This window comes from Orlajensenia flava (assembly GCF_004801905.1).
GTDB lineage: Bacteria > Actinomycetota > Actinomycetes > Actinomycetales > Microbacteriaceae > Orlajensenia > Orlajensenia flava.
The window spans coordinates 332,409-351,073 of record NZ_SSSN01000003.1 but is presented as its reverse complement, the minus strand read 5'-3'; the positions used below and the strand labels follow the sequence as shown (position 1 = coordinate 351,073).

Here is an 18,665-nt window from a genome sequence, read left to right as displayed (position 1 = left end):
GGGCGACTCAGCCCTCGGGGTGTTCGACGCCCGGCATCCAACTCCTGCCCGGAACGCCCCAGCCGCGCTTGCGCGTGATCTTGGCAACCGCGCGCTGGTCGTCGTAGTCGAGCCGGTTCGTGTACAGCACGCCGCCGAGGTGGTCGTACTCGTGTTGCAGGATGCGCGCCAGCCATCCGTCGGCGCGCAGCTCGTACGACGCGCCGTCCGCGTCCTGAGCCTGCAGGATGGCCGACTCCGCTCGACGCAGCGCGAACCGTTCTCCGGGGAACGACAGGCATCCCTCCGACTCGTCGTCCTCGTCGGGCACGCCCGCGGGGACAGGGCTGATCCAGAGTACCGGGTTGATCGCCACTCCGCGCACGCGCACGCCGTCCTCACCCGTCCAGGCGTAGGTGAACACCCGCAACGGCACGCCCACCTGCGGTGCGGCGAGGCCGACACCCGGAGCGAGGTCCATGGTCTCGAACAGGTCCTCGATGAGTTCGCGCAGGTCGTCGTCGAAGGCTGTCACCGGAACGGCGGGAGCGTGAAGTACGGGGTCACCGGTGATCCGGATGGGTCGAACGGCCATTCTTCGAGAATATCGGCGAAGCGCGGGTTAGGGTCGAACCGTGGTGTTCACCGATCCGATCGACGACGTAGCGCAGGTCTTCACGCAGGATCCCCGCCAGGTGCTCGGCATCTTCATCGCGCTCGTCGGTGCGGTCTTCATGTCGGTCGGCGCCCAGCTGCAGCACCGCGGCGTCGTGAAGGTCGAGAAGAGCACCGCCCACTCTGACAGCGGGCTCAATGTCAAGCAGCTCGGCCTGCTCATCGCGCGACCGTCGTGGGTGCTCGGCACCTCCATGCTGGGTCTCGCCATCCTGCTCCAGCTCATCAGCCTGTCGCTCGCGCCGCTCATCGTCGTCCAACCGCTCGGCGCGGTGGCGCTCGTGATCACCTCGATCATCAACGCCCGCGTCACGCACAAGGGGCTCAACCGGGCGTCGATCATCGCCGTGTCGATGTGCGTGGGGGGCGTCGGCCTGTTCGTGACGATCGCGGCCTTCACCGCCATCGACAAGCCGGTTCAGACGGATGACCTCATCATCATCCTCATCATCCTGGCCGTGGTCCTCCTGGTCTTCGCCGCCGCCTTCATCTTCCTGCGTCGTCGGTTCAAGGCGCTGTTCTACATCCTGGGCGCTGGCGTTCTCTACGGCTTCGTCGCCACCCTCGCCAAGGTGGTCATCAACCGCGTCCAGAACGGCAACTTCGAGTGGCTCACCTTCGTGTGCCTGCTCGGCCTACTCCTCGCAGCCGGAGTCGGGGCGTACTTCGTTCAGAACGCCTACTCCTCCGGTCCGCCCGACCTCGTCATAGCGGGGCTCACGGTGGTCGACCCGCTCGTCGCCGTGACCATCGGCATCGTCGTCCTCGGCGAGGCGTCGCAGGCGCCGCTGTGGGCGATGATCGCCTTCGCGGTGGCCGGGGTCATAGCGATCTGGGGCGTCTTCCTGCTCTCACGGGTCCATCCTCAGCAACTCGTCGACGACGTGATCGACGCTCCGCCGTCCGGCGAGCGCGTGATCAAGCCGGTCTAGAATAGGCTGCTACCGCGCAGCCACCAGCGCGCAGTACTGCTCCCGCCGGATGACACCCTCCCGGCCGAGAACGTAGGGGACTCCCATTTGAGTGACACGCACGGTTCGCCGCAGTCCGCAGACGCGGACGGTTCGCAGACCGCGACACGGCCGCTGCGCGTCATCATCGGCGCCGACACCTTCGCACCCGACGTCAACGGTGCCGCTCGATTCGCGGAGCGGCTCGCGTCCGGACTCGTGGCGCGGGGCCACGAGGTGCACATCGTCGCTCCCGCCGCCGGTCGCAAGCACGGGACGTGGACGGAGGAGTACGAGGGCCAGAAGGTGACGGCCCACCGTCTCTACAGCCTGCGCTGGTATCCGCACGACTGGCTGCGCTTCGCCATGCCCTGGCGCATCAAGCAGAACAGCGCGCGCATCATCGACGAGGTGAAGCCCGACGTGGTGCACTTCCAGTCCCACATCGTCGTCGGTCGCGGGCTTTCGGTCGAGGCCGAGAAGCGCGGCATCCGCATCATCGGCACCAACCACTTCATGCCCGAGAACATGCTCGAGTTCACGATGATCCCCAAGGCCTGGCAGGAGTGGGCCATCGGGCTCGCGTGGAAGGCCGCCCGTCGCTCCTTCGCCCGCGCCGAGGCTGTGACCACGCCCACTAAGCGGGCCGCGGAGTTCCTCGAGCGATCGACCGGCCTGCACGGCGTTCACGCCATCTCGTGTGGCATCGACGCCCAGCGCTACACGCCGTCCTGGGAGCCTCGCACCGAGAACCGGGTGCTGTTCGTCGGCCGCGTGACCGGTGAGAAGCAGATCGACGTTCTGCTGAAGGCCATCGCAGCCCTCCCGGCCTCCCTCGACGTCAAGCTCGACATCGTCGGCGGCGGCGACCAGTTGAAGAACCTGCAGACGCTCTCGAGGGAGCTCGGCATCGCCGACCGGGTCACCTTCCTCGGCTACGTGACGGATGACGAACTGCGGGACTGCTACACGCGGGCATCCGTCTTCGCCATGCCATCCATCGCCGAGCTGCAGTCGATCGCCACCATGGAGGCGATGGCATCGGCGCTGCCCGTCGTCGCCGCGAACGCGATGGCCCTCCCGCACCTGGTGCACGACGGCGAGAACGGCCACCTCTTCGCTCCGGGTGACGTCGCCGACCTCGCGGCGAAGCTCGAGGACGTCCTCACCGCATCGCCCGAGGAGTTCGAGCGGATGAAGAAGGCCTCTCGCAAGCTGATCGCGCCCCACGACATCCAGCGCACGATCTCCACGTTCGAGAGCCTGTATCGTGGTGACGCCGTGACCGACCCGGTGACGGAGGTCATCACGGTGGTGCCCGAGTAGGCACCCCACGGGGCGGTAGCTCAGCCGGTTAGAGCAGCGGACTCATAATCCGTCGGTCATGGGTTCAAGTCCCATCCGCCCTACTTCTCCCCACACGTCGCGCCCGGGCGGAGCACATCATCGACCGCCCCTTTCGAGGGACTCGCTCTCGGCGTTCCGACGGATAGGGTGATGACAAATGAGAGCGCACATGACGACGACGGTGTGCGCCCTGGGCGCTGGTGCCGTGCTGGTGGTGGGTCTGGTGGGGTGTAGCACGGGGAAGCCTGTGACGAACCCCACACCGACGGCGGCGCCGTCCTCGACGGCGACTCCGGAGGCCGTATCCGATCCGATGCCGACTCTGGCGGTCACCTGCGCTGGGGTGTTGACGAACGATCAGGCATCCGGCTATCTCGGCTCGCGCGTGACCCTCAAGGTCGACCAGGCCGCTGTCAGCAGCTACCAGAGTGTCGCGGCGCTGGACAGCGGCCTTCTGAACTGCGTCTGGGGCGGCGAATCCAAGACCGACAACAGTTGGGATGTCACGATCGATCTCGACGTGATCGCGGACGCGGCGGCCGACTACGCCACCAACGTCACGCAGGTCGACGACGGTGCGGTCGATTACACAGCGGGTGACACCTCCGAGTACCTGTGCGGAGATTACGGCGTGTGCCGGCTCAACCTCCTGAGTCATGGATACTGGGCGCACGCCTACCTGAGTTCCAACGGCCCCGACGGGGCTCCGAGTCGGGCGACGATCGAGAACAGTGCACGTGAGCTGCTCGATTCCCTCGCCGGCACGATAACAGCAGCGCCGGCGGCGGGCCGACCGTGGAGCCGCCCGTCCGACGCCGTCTCGGGTCGGTTCTGCGACGACGAAGCGCCGGCGACTGCCGTGATTCAGGCCGCGTTCAGTGAACCGGGTGCGACGGTGGATCCTTCTGCGTCGCAGCTGGACCCATTGACGCCCGACCTCCTCGCTCAGGAACGCGCCGGCATGGTCGCGTGTTCGTGGTCGGACGGGAACTACTCCGTGGCGATCGTTCCCGGCGGCGGCTGGGCATTCCCCGAGATGCTGAAGAGCCCTCCGAAGGTCAACTACATGTATCCGCCGCTCGTCGCGTTGGACGTCCCCGGTCACCCGTCCGTCATCGGCAGCTGCGTGCCGGGGGATGGGTGCGTCGCCTACGTACCTGTCGGCGGCAGCCTCGTGTCGGTGAGTGCACCCACCGAGCAGGGTTTCGGATCGGCTGTCGGCCAGGTTGCGGACGCCGTCGCACTCTCGCGCTGACGCGACTCGGGATGGCATCCCGACGCTCGAACATCTCTTCGAGATAATGGACGGGTGTTCATCGTCGTCGGTCGTGCTCAGAGCGGTCTCACCGCTCATCGCCTGAACGACGACGGATCGGCGGCGGGGGACCCCGAACGGGTCGGCGACCTGGGGGCGTTCGTGCGGTCGGTCGAGACCTTTCCGGCCTCCGAGGTGCGCTGGGTCTGGGATGACACGGCGCGCTGGTATCCGCGTCTGCTCGAGGCGGGTCTTCGCGTCGCGCGCTGCCACGACCTGCGGCTCTGTCACGCTATCCTCCGCGATTCCGCGCGCGTCAACGCGCCGGTGGAGGGAGGGGCGGGGGCGTGGTCGTCCGCCGAACAGGCAGACGACGCCTCAGGCGCCGGTGACGAGGCCCTGTTCGATCTCGGCGACGATGTCGGGCGTGACGACCTGGCGACCGACCGGCTCACGGAGACGGTCGACGAACTGCGGCGTCAACTCGCGGCCATCACCTCGGCCGATGAGCCGGGCGGACTCCGCCTGCTGCTCGCCGCCGAGTCCGCCGGCGCGCTCATCGCCGCTGAGATGCGGTTCGCCGGCCTGCCGTGGAGCAGCGCCGTGCACGACACCGCGCTGACGGAGCTCCTCGGTCCTCGGGTCGGGCCGGGCGTTCGACCGCAACGGATGGAGGTGCTCGCATCCGCCATCCGTGCGACCCTCGAGGATCCGCTGCTCAATCCGGACTCACCTCAGGACGTTCTGCGCGCGCTGCGGCGCACGGGCGCGATGGTCGACTCGACTCGGGCGTGGGAGCTCCGCGAGCTGGATCACCCGGTCGTTCCGCCGCTGCTCGAATACAAGAAGCTTTCCCGGCTCCTCGCCGCGAACGGATGGGCGTGGATGGACGCGTGGGTGCGGGATGGAAGGTTCCGCGCCGAATACCTCCCGGGCGGGGTGGTCACCGGCCGCTGGGCCGCTCGGGGCGGGGGAGTGCTCCAGTTGCCCAAGCAGGTGCGCTCCGCCGTGCGTGCAGACCCCGGATGGAAGCTCGTCGTGGCCGATGCGGCCCAGCTCGAGCCGCGTGTTCTGGCGGGCCTCTCCGGCGACACCGCGATGGCGTCAGCAGGGCACGGAGTGGACATGTACGCCGGAATCGTCGCGGCTGGCGCCGTCGACACCCGCCAGCACGCGAAGATCGCCATGCTCGGTGCTATGTACGGGGCCACGTCGGGTGAGAGCGCCCGGCTGATGCCGCGACTGGCTCGGGCCTACCCGAGGGCGATCGCCTACGTCGAGACGGCGGCCCGCGCCGGCGAGCGTGGCGAGGTGGTCACTTCGCGCCTCGGTCGTTCGTCACCGCGACCGGGCGAGGGCTGGCTGAAGACGCAGCGCCAGGCGAGCGATCCCGACGCCACCCCCGCCGACGAACGCCGCGCGCGCAGCTCCGCACGAGACTGGGGGAGGTTCACCCGCAACTTCGTTGTCCAGTCCAGCGCTGCGGAGTGGGCTCTCTGCTGGATGGCGGAGTTGCGTGGGGCTCTCGCTGCGATTCCCCGGACGGACGCCTCTCTGGGGCTTGCAGGAACCGGCTTCGCGGATGCCCCGCACCTGGTCTACTTCCTCCACGACGAGGTGATCGTGCACACCCCCGAGGAGCACGCAGACCGGGTTGCTGCGATCCTCGAGGAATCCGCCCGTCGCGCCGGCCGACTGCTGTTCGGCGAGTTCCCGGTCGACTTCCCTCTCGGCATCGGCGTGGTCGACCACTACGGCGAGGCCAAGGGGTGAGGTGCGACCCGCTGAATGACAGTGTTGTGATTCACGGCAGCGGTGCGGCATAATCGCCCTATCGGCTTCGGCCGCACAAGTTCACACGCAGCACGCCGTGGTATCCCGGTCGAGGTCGTTGGGGAAGACGCACCTCGAAGAAGGAGAGAACACCATGGCGGCTTCCACTGCCCGGCAGGCCCACCCTGCGCGGGGAGTCCTGTTCGTCCATTCGTCCCCGAAGGCATTGTGCCCTCACGTCGAATGGGCTGCTGGCCGCGCCCTCGGGCGGGCCGTGAACTTCTCGTGGGCCGACCAGCCCGTCATGAAGGGCGCGCAGCGCGCCGAGTTCTACTGGGAGGGGTCGGCTGGCGACGGCGCGGCCATCGCCTCTGCCCTCCGCGGATGGGAGCACCTGCGGTACGAGGTGACGGAGGACCCGTCACCCGGTTCGGATGGATCGCGCTGGATGCACACGCCCGACCTCGGCGTGTTCTTCGCGCAGACCGACAGCGCGGGCAACGTGGTGATCTCGGAGGATCGCATCCGTTCGGCCATGGAGAACGCCGGGGTCAACGCTATCGACCTGCACCGGGAGCTGCGTCTCGCCCTGGGCCAGGCCTGGGATGACGAGCTCGATGTCTTTCGTCACGCTTCCGACCACACGCCGGTCATCTGGCTCCACAACGTGGGCTGAGGCCCCACCGACCACCTCGTCACCGGGGGGAACAGGCAGAAGGCCCGTGCGGAGTACCGCGCGGGCCTTCTGTATGACGCCGACGATCAGACGTTGCGGAACGCGACGACGGCGTTGTGGCCGCCGAAACCGAACGAGTTGCTGATGGCGAACAGGTCGCCTGCTCCCAACTCGCGGGGAGCGGTGACGACATCCAGCCCGATCTCGGGATCCTGCTGGGTGAGGTTGATCGTGGGCGGAGCGACGCGCTCCTGCAGCGCCTTCACCGTGAACAGTGCTTCGATGGCGCCTGCACCGCCAAGCAGGTGGCCCGTCGACGCCTTCGTGGCACTCACTGGAATGCTGTCGACAGCGTCGCCGAACACCCGACGCAGCGCGTTGTACTCGGCGATGTCCCCGACCGGCGTGCTGGTCGCGTGGGCGTTGATGTGGTTGACATCGGAGACGGATGCGCCGGCGCCCTCGATGGTGGCCTTCATGGCGCGGGCGGCAGCGGAGCCCTCGGGGTCGGGCGCGGTGATGTGGTATGCATCGCTCGTGACGGAGCCACCGACGAGTTCGGCGTAGATGTGTGCGCCTCGCGCCTTGGCGTGCTCCTCCGTCTCGACGACGAGTGCTGCCGCGCCCTCGCCGAGGACGAACCCGTCGCGTGAGATGTCGTACGGTCGCGACGCTGTCGCCGGCTCGTCATTGCGCTTGGACAGGGCCTGCATGGCCGCGAAGGAGGCGATCGGCAGGGGGTGGATGGCCGCCTCCGACCCGCCCGCGATGACGACGTCGGCGAGTCCGGACTGGATGTGGTTGTAGGCGTTGACGAGCGCCTCCGTGCTCGAGGCGCACGCCGAGACGACGGTGTGGATGCCGGCGCGCGCGTGCAGGTCCATGCCGATCGCAGCCGCTGGGCCGTTCGGCATGAGCATGGGGACGGTCATCGGGAGCACGCGCCGGGGGCCACGCTCGCGCAGGGTGTCCCAGGCATCGAGCAGCGTCCAGACACCGCCGATGCCGGTGGACCAGTCGACCATGAGGCGCTCGGGCTCCACCTCGGGCTGTCCGGCATCCGCCCACGCCTCGCGCCCCGCGATGAGCGCGAACTGGCTCGATGGATCGAGTCGCTTGGTCTCGTGGCGTTCCAGCAGGTCGGAGGCGAGCACCCGGGACTGCGCGGCGAATTTCACGGGCAGGGCGAGCTCCTCGACCCAGGGCTGCAGCAGGGCGCTCGCACCCGATTCGCCGGCCAGCAGTGCCGCCCAGCTGTCAGCGGCTGTTGCGCCGAGGGGCGAGATGGCACCGATTCCGGTGACGACGATCTTCTTGGTCATAACGGTCGAACTCTCCAGGGAGGGATCCGGGGGCATGGTGCCCCCATGCCGGGCCGATCGTGGTGGCGATGCGGCCCGGCGGAAAGGGGTCTGACTAGGCCTGGGCCTTGACGATGAAGTCGACGGCGTCGCCGACGGTCTTCAGGTTCTTGACCTCTTCGTCAGGGATCTTGACGTCGAACTTCTCTTCGGCGTTCACGACGATCGTCATCATCGAGATGGAGTCGATGTCGAGATCGTCGGTGAAGGACTTGTCCAGCTCAACCGTGTCGGTTGCAATGCCGGTCTCGTCGTTGATGAGTTCGGCCAGGCCGGCAAGAACTTCTTCGGTGGACAATGCCATGGTGTGTCTCCTCAAGGGGGTTATCGTTTGACCGTCACTCAGTTTAGGGCGGTCGTGGGCTAGGGAAGAACGACGACCTGCGCGCCGAACACGAGTCCGGCCCCGAAGCCGATCTGCAGGGCGAGGCCGCCGGAGAGCTCCGGATGACCCTGCAGCAGTCGATGGGCGGCGAGCGGGATCGAAGCAGCCGAGGTGTTGCCGGTCGACTCGATGTCGCGGGCGATGACGACGGATGCGGGGAGCTTGAGCTGCTTGGCGAACTCGTCGACGATGCGCATGTTGGCCTGATGGGGAATGAAGGCGGACAGGTCGTCGACGGTGATCCCGGCGCCCTCGATGGCCTGCTTGGCGACCTTGGCCATCTCCCAGACAGCCCAGCGGAAGACCGTCTGACCCTCCTGGCGGAGCGTCGGCCACTCGGCCTCGCCGTCGCGGTACTCGATGAGGGTGCCGTTCATGCCGACGGCGTCGGCCTTCGAGCCGTCGCTGCCCCACACGGTCGCGGAGATGCCGGGAAAGTCGCTCGGCCCGATGACCGCGGCGCCCGCTCCGTCACCCAGCAGGAAGGAGATGGAGCGATCGGTCGGGTCGACGACATCCGAGAGCTTCTCAGCGCCGATGACGAGCGCGTAGTGGGCCGCTCCGGCCCGGATGAGCGCGTCGGCCTGAGCCACGGCGTAGGCGTACCCGGCGCAGGCGGCGTTGAGGTCGTAGGCGGCAGCGGGGTTGGATCCCACCCGATCCGCCACGACGGCGGCGATCGACGGCGTCTGCTGCACGTTGCTGATGGTGGCGACCATGACGAGGTCGATGTCGGATGCGGGGACACCCGACTTCTCGATGGCCTCCGCGGCAGCCGCCGTGGCCAGGTCGACGGCGAGCACGTTCGCAGAGGCGCGGGTGCGGGTCACGATGCCGGTGCGCTGCTGGATCCACTCGTCGGACGAGTTGATCGGGCCGACGAGTTCGTCGTTCGGAACGATGAGGTCGCCTCGTGCGGCTCCCATCGCATAGATGCGCGTGTGGGCCGGTCCGGTCGCCTGCGTGAGATGGGGTGTCGTCATGGGTCTTCCGGTCTAGGCGTTCTGCTCGATGAGCGCGATGGCGGCTGGGATGTCGTCGGGAGTCTTGATGGCCACGGACGGCACGCCCTTGAGTCCTCGACGGGCGAGCCCCACCAGAGCGCCTGCCGGGGCGAGTTCGATGATGCCGGTCACGCCGGCCGCGCTGAAGGAATCCATGCACAGGTCCCACCGCACCGGCGAGGCGACCTGGCCCACGAGCAGTTCGAGGAACCGAGCGCCCGACTCGACGCGGGAGCCGTCGTTGTTCGTCCAGACGGGCAGCGTCGGGTTGCTTGTGGCGAACGCGCCAGCCGCGCCGGCCAGCCACTCGCGCGCGGGCTCCATGTAGCGCGTGTGGAATGCCCCGGCCACCTGCAGGGGAATGACGCGGGCGCCCGCCGGGGGCTCGTCGGCGAGCCGCGCCAGCGCATCTGTCGCCCCGGCGATGACGATCTGACCGCCCCCGTTGTAGTTGGCGGCCTGCAGGCCGAGCGACTCGGCTCGAGTGACCACGTCGTCGGCGTCTCCACCGAGCACCGCGCTCATCGAGGTGGGGGTCGCGGCGGCGGCCTGAGCCATGGCCACGGCGCGCTCGCTCACGAACTGCATGGCGTCGTCGGGGGAGAGGATGCCGGCTCCGGCCGCCGCTGTGATCTCACCGACCGAGTGTCCGGCGATGCCGTCGATGGTCGCGCCTGCCGCACGCAGCGCGTTCAGGGCGAGCAGTCCCGCAGCGACGATGAGCGGTTGGGCTACCGCGGTGTCGCGGATGGTCTCGGCGTCGGAGGTCGTGCCGTGAGCGGCGAGGTCGAGGCCGGCGGCCTGCGAGTAGTCGGAGAGGAGCGCGACGTTCTCGGGAGAGGCCAGCCACGGGGTGAGGAATCCGGGAGTTTGCGAGCCCTGACCGGGGCACACGACGACGATCATCCGTCTAGTCTGCCAACGGCATGCGGGGAGCGTGTGTCGATAGCGATCAAGGAATGTCGAAATCCTTTGTCGGTGTCGAACACCGCGATCAGCGTGTGGGTTCGGATCGCCGGGGGAGTTCGGGGTCCTGAATGGCTCCGAGGATGAGCGCGGCCTGCAGGATCAGCGCCTCGCGCGAGCCGGTGGCGTCCCAGCCGATCATCTCGGAGATGCGCTTCAACCGGTAGCGCACGGTGTTGGGGTGCACGAACAGCTCTCTTGCCGTCGCCTCGAGCGAACGACCGTTGTCGAGGTAGGTCCACAACGTGTTGAGCAACTCGACCGAGTGGTTGCGCAGCGGCTGGTAGATGCGGTGGATGAGGGTCGCGCGGGCGAGCGGATCGCCCGCCAAGGCACGTTCGGGGAGCAGGTCATCCACCTGGATGGGGCGGTCGTTCGCCCGATAGGCACGCGCCACCGCGAAGCCGGCGAGGGCGGCCCGTGCGCTCTTCGACGCGTCGACCAGACCGGGAACCTCATGCCCGAGCACCAGGTGGCCGTCGCCGAAATGTGGAGCGAGGCCGCTGGCGATCTCCATGAAGGAGATCTGCGGCTCGGCCGGTTCCGCGTTGTCGCTGTCCGGTCGGGCGGGCGCCGCCCGTCCGATCACGAGGACCAGTCGGCTGCCCTGTACTCCGATGAGCACGTCGGCGGTCATGTGCCGGGCGGCCCGGCGCAGCACGTCGACGTCGAGCATGCGAGGCGTCGTGCCGACCAGCACGGCGACGGCCCCGTGTCCGTGCCAGCCGAGCGCTGCGATGCGGCTCGGGAGCTCGTCGTCGTACTCGCCCGAGAGGATCGAGTCGACGACGAGGGCCTCCAGTCGGGCGTCCCACAGTCCTCGAGCCTCCGCCGCGCGGGCATAGACATCCGCCGCCGCGAAGGCGATCTCCCGCGAGTACAGCAGGATCGCCTCGCGGAGATCCTCAGATCCGCTCTTGACGCGGTCCTCCACGACTTCGACGACGACGCGGATGAGCTGGAGCGTCTGCTGGAGACTCACCGACCGGAGCAGCTCGCGCGGAGCGGCGCCGAAGACGTCCGCGGCGATCCAGGGTGTCGACTTCGGGTCGTCGTACCAGGAGATGAACGAGCTGATGCCCGCCTGCGCGACGAGTCCCACGGCGGAGCGCCGACCGGGAGGCATGCCGCCGTACCACGGGAGGGTGTCGTCGAGACGCTTGAGCGTCGCGGTCGACAGCTCGCCCGAGATGGTGCGGAGCCAGGCGAGCGTCTCCGGCTTGGTACGCGGCTTCTGCGCCACCGGTTTAGCTCTCGCCTCCTGCTGAGCCGGTGGTGCCGGCGTTGACATCGTGCAGGCTGTACTTGGCGATGGCCTGGGCGGGCAGCCCGCGGTCGACCTCGCCGCGCGACGCGAGAAGTTCCAGCGTGCGCACTACCACTGACGGTCCGTCGATCTTGAAGAATCGGCGTGCCGCTGCGCGGGTGTCGGAGAAGCCGAAGTCGTCGGCGCCGAGGGTCGCGTACTGACCGGGGACGAACTGGCGGATCTGGTCGGGCACCTGGTGGGAGAAGTCCGTCACGGCGACGAACGGCCCAGGCGAGCCGGCGAGCTTGTTCCAGACGTACGGCGCGTGCGGAGCGTCGTCGGGGTTCAGGAAGTTGTGCGCTTCGGCGGCGAGGCCGTCGCGACGCAGCTCCGACCAGGACGTGACGCTCCACAGGTCGGCCGACACGCCCCAGTCCTCGGCGAGCAGCTTCTGAGCCTCGATGATCCATGGGACGGCGACACCGGACGCCAGGAGCTGGGCCTTCGGGCCCTGGACCGACGAGTCCGAGAGCTTGTAGATGCCCTTGACGAGGCCGTCGACGTCGAGGTTCTCGGGTTCGGCCGGCTGCACCAGCGGCTCGTTGTAGACCGTCAGGTAGTACATGACGTTGGGGTCGGTGTGCTCGCCGCCGTACATGCGATCGAGGCCGGCGCGCACGATGTGCCCGATCTCGTAGCCGTAGGCCGGGTCGTACGCCAGCACGGCGGGGTTCGTCGCGGCCAGGACGAGCGAGTGCCCATCCGCGTGCTGCAGTCCCTCACCGGTGAGCGTGGTGCGGCCCGCGGTCGCGCCGATGATGAAGCCGCGCGCCATCTGGTCGCCGGCGGCCCACATGGCGTCGCCCGTGCGCTGGAATCCGAACATGGAGTAGAACACGTAGACGGGGATGAGCGGCTCGCCCTGCGTCGAGTACGACGTTCCGACGTTCGTGAACGCGGCGAAGGCGCCGGCCTCGTTGATGCCCACGTGGAGGATCTGGCCCTGCGGGCTCTCCTTGTACGCGAGGAGGAGCTCGCGGTCGACCGACGTGTAGTGCTGGCCGTTCGGGTTGTAGATCTTGGCGCTCGGGAAGAACGCGTCGATGCCGAAGGTGCGAGCCTCGTCGGGGATGATCGGCACGATGCGGTTGCCGAAGTCCTTCGCGCGGATGAGGTCCTTCAGCAGGCGGACGAACGCCATCGTGGTGGCGATCTCCTGCGTGCCGGAGCCCTTCTTGGAGATCGCGTAGGCCGAATCGTCCGGCAACGAGATCGCCGTGTGCTTCGTGCGGCGCTCGGGCAGGTAGCCGCCGAGGGCGCGTCGACGCTCGTGCAGGTACTGGATCGCCTCGTCCTGCTCACCCGGGTGGTAGTACGGCGGGAGGTACGGGTTCTCCTCGAGCTGCGCATCCGTGATGGGGATGCGCATGGCGTCGCGGAACGTCTTGAGGTTGTCCAGCGTCATCTTCTTCATCTGGTGGGTCGCGTTGCGGCCCTCGAAGCTCGGGCCGAGCCCGTAGCCCTTGATGGTCTTGGCGAGGATGACGGTGGGCTGACCCTTGTGCTCGCTGGCCGCCTTGAACGCCGCGTAGACCTTGCGGTAGTCGTGACCGCCGCGCTTGAGGTTCCAGATCTGGTCGTCGGAGAGGTCCTTGACGAGTTCGAGGGCACGCGGGTCGCGGCCGAAGAAGTTCTCGCGCACGTAGGCGCCGGACTCGGCCTTGTAGGTCTGGTAGTCACCATCGGGAGTGACGTTCATGAGCGTGCGGAGCGCGCCATCCGTGTCCCGGGCCAGCAGGTCGTCCCACTCGCGGCCCCAGACCACCTTGATGACGTTCCAGCCGGCACCGCGGAAGAAGCTCTCGAGCTCCTGGATGATCTTGCCGTTGCCGCGCACCGGGCCGTCGAGCCGCTGGAGGTTGCAGTTGATGACGAAGTTGAGGTTGTCGAGCCCCTCGTTGGCGGCGACCTGCAGCTGGCCGCGGCTCTCGACCTCGTCCATCTCGCCGTCACCGAGGAACGCCCATACCTGCTGGTCGCTGGCGTCCTTGATGCCGCGGTTGGTGAGGTAGCGGTTCAGTTGAGCCTGGTAGATCGCGTTGATCGGGCCGAGGCCCATCGACACCGTCGGGAACTGCCAGAACTCCGGCAGCAGACGGGGGTGCGGATAGGAGGGCAGGCCGTCGGGGGCGTGCGACTTCTCCTGACGGAAGCCGTCGAGCTGGTTGCCCGAGAGACGCCCCTCGAGGAAGCCGCGCGCGTACATGCCGGGGGAGGCGTGCCCTTGGAAGAAGACCTGGTCGCCGCCGCCCGGGTGGTCCTGGCCGCGGAAGAAGTGGTTGAAGCCGACCTCGTACAGGGCGGCGGATGACGCGTACGTCGAGATGTGACCGCCCACGGCGATCCCGGGCCGCTGCGCGCGGTGCACGAGCACGGCCGCGTTCCAGCGGATCCAGGCACGGTAGCGGCGCTCGATGTCCTCGTCGCCGGGGAAGGCCGGCTCGTTCTCGGGCGCGATCGTGTTGAGGTAGTCGGTTGTCGGGACCATCGGCACGCCCAGGTGGAGTTCCTTGGAGCGCCGGAGCAGGCTCAGCATGATCTCGCGAGCCCGACCGTGGCCCTCGGCTGCGACGAGAGCCTCGAGGGACTCGGTCCACTCGGCCGTCTCTTCGGGGTCGGAGTCGGCGTTCGTCACGGAGTACGGATCCTGGTCGTTGACGGTCACACTCGACCTCTCTCTTGGGGCTGGTCCAGCCGTGGGGAATGTGGTGCGACAGACGAGTCCGGGTTGCGGCTCACGCACGTCGCCATCCTATTGAGTCTATTCTCGCCGACGGTACCGACGGTTCGCTTCGGCCTTCCAGCCGCTTAGAGTGCTCGCATGGTCATCGAGATCGGATCCATCGCCCCCGACTTCACGCTGTCGAACCAGTACGGCCAAGAGGTGTCGCTGTCCTCCTACCGCGGGCGATCGGCGGTGGCGCTGGTGTTCTACCCGATGGCGTTCTCGCACACCTGCGAGGGGGAGTTGTGCGAGCTGCGGGACAACATCGAGCTGTTCGCTGCGCGCGGCGTCGAACTCCTGGGCGTCTCGGTCGACTCCAAGCACGCACAGCGGGCGTGGGCGGAGGCCGAGGGTTTCTCCTTCTCGCTGCTGGCCGACTTCTGGCCGCACGGCGAGGTCGCCCAGCGCTACGGCGTGTTCCTCAGCGAGCGTGGGTTCGCGAATCGCGCGACATTTCTCATCGACGGCGACGGAGTCGTTCGCGCCAGCATCGTCACCGAGCCGGGCACGGCGCGCAGCCTCGAGCAGTATCGGGAAGCTCTCGCCGAACTCAGCCGATGAGGCTGACAGCCCGCGCGATCACCAGGGCCAGAATGACGAATCCTCCGAACGACTGCAGCGACATCAGCAGCTTGGTCCGCGCGGTCAGCGGCATGGTGTCGGTGGGGCTGAAGGCCATCGAGTTGGACAGCGAGAAGTAGAAGTAGTCCACGAAGCTCGCGGTCCAGTCCGACTTGAGCGACGATCCGGCTGCCACCTCGACGATCGTGTCGTCATCCTCGTCCTGGGGAAAACGGAAGTCGGCGGGAGGCAGCTCGCTGCGCTTGGCCATCGTTCGCACCACCGGACCGCCACGGTCGATCTCCCAGTACAGCAGCGCGAACCCGATGACGTTGGCCACCCAGACCTGGAGGGCGGACTGGAGCAGCGACGGCCCCTTCGCGTGGCCGTCGATGAGCACGAAGACCAGCGAGACGAGAGTGATCTGGTTGGACACGACGACGACGATCGCCAGGGTGAGCGAGACGATGCGCGACCACTTGGTCTGCTGGTTGAACCGGTGCGGGTTCAACACGATGAGGGGGATCAGCAGCAGGATGCCGATGGCGACGGTCACGTAGCGCTGAACGGTGATGAGATCATTCGGCAGGGCCCCGTAGAGGGCCAGAGCGACGATCAGGGCGATGACCGCCGGCCAGCGGTGTTCGATGCGCGCACTGCGCGACTCATGTTGATCCACGGACGGGAGTCTAGGGGCGGGCGGGCCGCTGGTCGTGCTGTCACCGCCGACGGATGCGCTCCGCTACCATTGACGGACGCCGCACGCGTGCGGGGCCTTTAGCTCAGTTGGTAGAGCGCCACGTTTACACCGTGGATGTCATCGGTTCGAGCCCGGTAGGGCCCACATCCTCCGGGGGACCAGAGGCCGAGGGCCGCGCTCCAGCGCCATGGCTGGACGCTGACGGTCGCGCTCACTACGGTGCGATCATGGCTTCCTCTCCGTCAGCGTCTCCATCCGTTCGCTTCCACCACGTCGGTATCGACGTGCTCGACCTCGATGCGGCGATAGCGTTCTACACCGAAGCTCTCGGATTGGAGGAGCAGTGGAGGCTCGACTCGAGGGAGTACGACTTCACGCTCGTGTGGTTGGGAAATGAGGCCGGCCTGCGCTTGGAGCTGTTCCATCGCGAGGGTGTCACCCGGGGGCCCGTCTACGACCCCGACAACCAGCACGACGTCACCGGCATCAAGCACTTCTCGGTCGCCGTGCCGTCGGCGAGTGCCGTCCACTCGGTGCACGGTCGCCTCATCGCGGCCGGGGCGACCTCTCACATGCCGCCGTCTCCGTCACCGGACCCGTCGAAGCTGATGGCCTATGTTGCGGATCCGGAGGGCAATCTCATCGAACTGGTCGAGTCCGACTGACGACAGACGGATGTTTGAGCCCTCAGCCGCAGCTGAGTCCGCCAATCCCCGTCGGCGTCACGCGCGCGTGCCGTAGATCCGGCCGCGGTAGCGGCGGTACTGGCCCTTGCCGACGACCTGCCACAGGACCCGCACAGGAGTTGGCAGGGTCTCGCGCATGAATCTGTCGCCTTCACCGGGTGGCAGTGACTGCAGCATGAAGCCGAGCTGCGGGAACAACATCGCCGGGCGCGTGGTGCGGCGCGCGAATTCGCCGAGTTTGTCCCATTCGCGTTGATTCATCGTCTCTCCCGCTGCCGGAAGGATGAGGGTCTCCTCGTCGCCGAGATGGATGCCGAGCAGCTGGTCGATCCCGACCATGGCGGCGTGCACGAGCTCACGATCGGCCTCGGTCCCGGAGGTGGTCCAGGCGGGGAGTGCCTCGTCGGCCTCGGCGAGGATCTCGGCCATGCTCGCGTGCTGGGTCTTCATCAGTTGGACGTGAAGCGCGCATCCCGGAGCGCGGCGGGTGAGCGTGTCCCACAGCAGCTCGTCCTCCGTCTCGTGGTGATGGTGCAGTGCCAGCGCCAGTTCCTTCAGGTGGGCTGCGACATGGCGCCTCCGGCGATCGTCACCGATCGCCACGTCCTCGACGAGCCAGGGGCCGTCCGCGAACACGGCGCGGAAGACCCGGTGCACCAGCCGCATGCCCTGCGTGTCGCACCCGATGGTGGGCGCCACTTCGTTGGTCATCGCAATTCTTTAGTTATAGACTATTGAATGTGAAGATAGACGACGCGGACGCTCCGCGCAAGAGTTCGCCGAGAAGCTACGACACCTCCAAACGGCGGGCCGCTGCTGCGAACTCGCGCCAGCGGATCATCGAGGCTGCCGCCGATCTCTTCGCCGAGCACGGTTACGCTGCGACCACGCTGGCTCACATCGCCGCGCGAGCGGGGGTGACCACCAAGCTCGTCGTAGCCAACGGGCCGAAGGGGTCACTGCTGATGGCCGCGTTGGAGCGACGGTTCGGCGGAGTGGAGGGCGCCGGTCCCGCCGAGGCGGAAGCTGAAGCAGCGCGCATCCTGGCCGAGCCCGATCCGATCGCGATGGTCAACGGATGGGCGGACTACGTGATCGATTTTCAACAGAGCAACATCGGATTGTGGCGGGCATTGACCGCGGCTGCATCCGTGGACGCCGACGCCCGTGCGGCCTACGCGACGGCCGCAGCCGGCCGGGAGAGCGCGCTCCGGGCGGGCATCGATCTCTTGGCGGAACGGGGCCTTCTGCGTGCCGGCCCCCGAGAACAGCACGTCGCGACGCTCGCCCTCCTGATGGGATTCGACCCCTACCAGCTCATGGTGCTCGACTGGGGCTGGACGCCGGAGCGGTTGCGGTCGTGGTTCATCGCCACCCTCATGGCGACCGTGCTGGACCTCGATGTCCGGCGACGGGGCGGCGCCCCGCGGTGATGGCAGCGGCACACATGGCCACCGAGCCGCGCCGGATCGGCCGACGGTAGGCTGGGCGGGTGCCATCCTCCCTGACCGACGTGCTGGAACTCGTGGGCGAACTCTGGCCCGTCGATGGCGCGGAGGAGTGGGATGCCCCTGGCCTGGTAACGGGGGATCCCGCTTCGAGGGTCGAGCGGATCCTGCTCGCCGTCGACGCGGTCGCTGCGACCGTCGATGAGGCGATCGAGACGGAGGCCGACCTCCTACTCACCCATCATCCCTTGCTGTTGCGCGGAGTGACGAGCGTGGCCGAGGACCGCTACAAGGGTGCGCTGATCGCCCGCCTGATTCGGGCGGACTGCTCCTTGGTCGCGGCCCACACGAACGCCGACGTCGTCGAGGACGGAACGTCGGGTGTGCTCGCGAGCCGCTTGGGGCTTCTCGACACGATGCCCATCGTGCCGGGTCTGGTCGAGGGGGCCGGACTCGGTCGCATCGGGCGGCTCGCGGAGCCGATCACGTTGGGGCGGCTCGCACGCGCTCTCGGCGACATCCTGCCGGCGACGGCAACCGGTGTGCGAGTTTCCGGCGACTACGACAGGGAGGTCTCCAGCGTCGCCCTCTGCGGCGGGGCCGGAGACTCGCTGCTCTCCGATCCCGCCGTCCGCGCCGCGGACGTCTACATCACTGCGGACCTGCGCCATCACCCGGCGTCCGAGGCGCGAGAGCAGGCGACACTGACCGGACGCGGTCCCGCGCTCATCGACGTCTCCCATTGGGCGAGCGAATGGCTGTGGCTCGATGTCGCGGCCGCTCAGCTGCGTTCGGCTCTACCGGACGTCGAGATCGCGGTGAGCGAACTGCGCACCGATCCGTGGGATTTCGTGATCGTCTGATG

General features: G+C 67.9%; 18 protein-coding genes and 2 tRNA genes. 11 read left to right on the top strand and 9 right to left on the bottom strand.

The window, feature by feature from the left end:
* Positions 1-7: 7 nt before the first annotated feature.
* Positions 8-574: a peptide deformylase gene (gene def, locus E6C70_RS03500; protein WP_136422251.1), complete on the bottom strand. Its 567-nt coding sequence runs from the start codon at positions 572-574 to the stop codon at positions 8-10.
* A 43-nt stretch (positions 575-617) separates the two neighbouring features.
* Between def and E6C70_RS03495 the strand changes: the two genes are divergently transcribed.
* The 6 genes from E6C70_RS03495 to E6C70_RS03470 all read left to right on the top strand — a co-directional run bounded on the left by E6C70_RS03495 (position 618) and on the right by E6C70_RS03470 (position 6,655).
* Positions 618-1,586, top strand: coding sequence for a DMT family transporter (locus E6C70_RS03495; protein ID WP_407921019.1), 969 nt, complete (start codon positions 618-620; stop codon positions 1,584-1,586).
* Positions 1,587-1,673: 87 nt separating this feature from the next.
* On the top strand, positions 1,674-2,930 hold the full coding sequence (locus tag E6C70_RS03490) for a glycosyltransferase (RefSeq protein WP_235833254.1): 1,257 nt from the start codon (positions 1,674-1,676) through the stop codon (positions 2,928-2,930).
* A 9-nt stretch (positions 2,931-2,939) separates the two neighbouring features.
* Positions 2,940-3,013, top strand: a tRNA-Ile gene (locus tag E6C70_RS03485).
* 107 nt (positions 3,014-3,120) lie between these two features.
* Positions 3,121-4,206, top strand: coding sequence for a hypothetical protein (locus E6C70_RS03480; protein ID WP_136422249.1), 1,086 nt, complete (start codon positions 3,121-3,123; stop codon positions 4,204-4,206).
* Positions 4,207-4,260: 54 nt separating this feature from the next.
* Entirely contained in the window at positions 4,261-5,979 is a 1,719-nt protein-coding gene (locus tag E6C70_RS03475) for a bifunctional 3'-5' exonuclease/DNA polymerase (protein WP_136422247.1), read from the top strand.
* 154 nt (positions 5,980-6,133) lie between these two features.
* Positions 6,134-6,655, top strand: a complete 522-nt coding sequence (locus E6C70_RS03470) for a DUF3145 domain-containing protein (protein ID WP_136422246.1) — start codon at positions 6,134-6,136, stop codon at positions 6,653-6,655.
* Between the two features lie 86 nt (positions 6,656-6,741).
* On the opposite strand, the gene E6C70_RS03465 is transcribed toward E6C70_RS03470, so the two are convergent.
* From E6C70_RS03465 to aceE, 6 genes are all read right to left on the bottom strand, one after another.
* On the bottom strand, positions 6,742-7,977 hold the full coding sequence (locus E6C70_RS03465) for a beta-ketoacyl-[acyl-carrier-protein] synthase family protein (RefSeq protein ID WP_136422244.1): 1,236 nt from the start codon (positions 7,975-7,977) through the stop codon (positions 6,742-6,744).
* Positions 7,978-8,071: 94 nt separating this feature from the next.
* Positions 8,072-8,320 (bottom strand): acyl carrier protein, encoded by a 249-nt coding sequence (locus tag E6C70_RS03460; protein WP_056731598.1) that lies wholly within the window; start codon positions 8,318-8,320, stop codon positions 8,072-8,074.
* A gap of 59 nt (positions 8,321-8,379) precedes the next feature.
* Positions 8,380-9,384 (bottom strand): beta-ketoacyl-ACP synthase III, encoded by a 1,005-nt coding sequence (locus E6C70_RS03455; RefSeq protein ID WP_136422242.1) that lies wholly within the window; start codon positions 9,382-9,384, stop codon positions 8,380-8,382.
* Positions 9,385-9,396: 12 nt separating this feature from the next.
* Positions 9,397-10,311: an ACP S-malonyltransferase gene (locus tag E6C70_RS03450; protein ID WP_136422240.1), complete on the bottom strand. Its 915-nt coding sequence runs from the start codon at positions 10,309-10,311 to the stop codon at positions 9,397-9,399.
* An 88-nt stretch (positions 10,312-10,399) separates the two neighbouring features.
* On the bottom strand, positions 10,400-11,662 hold the full coding sequence (locus E6C70_RS03445) for a PucR family transcriptional regulator (RefSeq protein WP_136422238.1): 1,263 nt from the start codon (positions 11,660-11,662) through the stop codon (positions 10,400-10,402).
* A complete protein-coding gene (gene aceE, locus E6C70_RS03440; protein WP_136422236.1) occupies positions 11,619-14,345 on the bottom strand; it encodes a pyruvate dehydrogenase (acetyl-transferring), homodimeric type in 2,727 nt (908 codons plus the stop codon). Before aceE ends, E6C70_RS03445 begins: the two co-directional genes overlap by 44 nt.
* Positions 14,346-14,501: 156 nt before the next feature.
* On the opposite strand from aceE, the gene E6C70_RS03435 reads away from it, so the two are divergent.
* On the top strand, positions 14,502-14,966 hold the full coding sequence (locus E6C70_RS03435; protein ID WP_136422234.1) for a peroxiredoxin: 465 nt from the start codon (positions 14,502-14,504) through the stop codon (positions 14,964-14,966).
* Here E6C70_RS03435 and E6C70_RS03430 read toward each other — a convergent pair.
* A complete protein-coding gene (locus tag E6C70_RS03430) occupies positions 14,956-15,645 on the bottom strand; it encodes a hypothetical protein (protein ID WP_136422232.1) in 690 nt (229 codons plus the stop codon). The genes E6C70_RS03435 and E6C70_RS03430 overlap by 11 nt on opposite strands.
* Positions 15,646-15,737: 92 nt before the next feature.
* Here E6C70_RS03430 and E6C70_RS03425 point away from each other — a divergent pair.
* Both E6C70_RS03425 and E6C70_RS03420 read left to right on the top strand, forming a co-directional pair.
* Positions 15,738-15,810: transfer RNA gene (locus tag E6C70_RS03425), tRNA-Val, on the top strand.
* 83 nt (positions 15,811-15,893) lie between these two features.
* The gene (locus E6C70_RS03420; protein WP_136422230.1) at positions 15,894-16,331 is read left to right on the top strand and encodes a VOC family protein; all 438 of its coding nucleotides are present in this window, start codon (positions 15,894-15,896) and stop codon (positions 16,329-16,331) included.
* Positions 16,332-16,388: 57 nt separating this feature from the next.
* On the opposite strand, the gene E6C70_RS03415 is transcribed toward E6C70_RS03420, so the two are convergent.
* Complete coding sequence (locus E6C70_RS03415; protein ID WP_136422228.1) at positions 16,389-17,063, bottom strand: hemerythrin domain-containing protein; 675 nt, start codon at positions 17,061-17,063, stop codon at positions 16,389-16,391.
* A 29-nt stretch (positions 17,064-17,092) separates the two neighbouring features.
* Between E6C70_RS03415 and E6C70_RS17210 the strand changes: the two genes are divergently transcribed.
* A complete protein-coding gene (locus E6C70_RS17210) occupies positions 17,093-17,785 on the top strand; it encodes a TetR/AcrR family transcriptional regulator (RefSeq protein WP_328590806.1) in 693 nt (230 codons plus the stop codon).
* 59 nt (positions 17,786-17,844) lie between these two features.
* Positions 17,845-18,663 carry a Nif3-like dinuclear metal center hexameric protein gene (locus E6C70_RS03405; protein WP_136422225.1) on the top strand — a complete coding sequence of 273 codons (819 nt, stop codon included), beginning with the start codon at positions 17,845-17,847 and terminating at the stop codon, positions 18,661-18,663.
* Positions 18,664-18,665: the final 2 nt, after the last annotated feature.

Excerpts from the sequence above, each read along its gene's own strand:
- def (WP_136422251.1), bottom strand. The coding sequence starts at position 574 with ATGGCCGTTCGACCCATCCGGATCACCGGTGACCCCGTACTTCACGCT.
- E6C70_RS03480 (WP_136422249.1), top strand. The coding sequence starts at position 3,121 with ATGACGACGACGGTGTGCGCCCTGGGCGCTGGTGCCGTGCTGGTGGTG.
- E6C70_RS03470 (WP_136422246.1), top strand. The coding sequence starts at position 6,134 with ATGGCGGCTTCCACTGCCCGGCAGGCCCACCCTGCGCGGGGAGTCCTG.
- E6C70_RS03465 (WP_136422244.1), bottom strand. The coding sequence starts at position 7,977 with ATGACCAAGAAGATCGTCGTCACCGGAATCGGTGCCATCTCGCCCCTC.
- E6C70_RS03460 (WP_056731598.1), bottom strand. The coding sequence starts at position 8,320 with ATGGCATTGTCCACCGAAGAAGTTCTTGCCGGCCTGGCCGAACTCATC.
- E6C70_RS03455 (WP_136422242.1), bottom strand. The coding sequence starts at position 9,384 with ATGACGACACCCCATCTCACGCAGGCGACCGGACCGGCCCACACGCGC.
- E6C70_RS03450 (WP_136422240.1), bottom strand. The coding sequence starts at position 10,311 with ATGATCGTCGTCGTGTGCCCCGGTCAGGGCTCGCAAACTCCCGGATTC.
- E6C70_RS03445 (WP_136422238.1), bottom strand. The coding sequence starts at position 11,662 with ATGTCAACGCCGGCACCACCGGCTCAGCAGGAGGCGAGAGCTAAACCG.
- E6C70_RS03435 (WP_136422234.1), top strand. The coding sequence starts at position 14,502 with ATGGTCATCGAGATCGGATCCATCGCCCCCGACTTCACGCTGTCGAAC.
- E6C70_RS03420 (WP_136422230.1), top strand. The coding sequence starts at position 15,894 with ATGGCTTCCTCTCCGTCAGCGTCTCCATCCGTTCGCTTCCACCACGTC.
- E6C70_RS03415 (WP_136422228.1), bottom strand. The coding sequence starts at position 17,063 with ATGACCAACGAAGTGGCGCCCACCATCGGGTGCGACACGCAGGGCATG.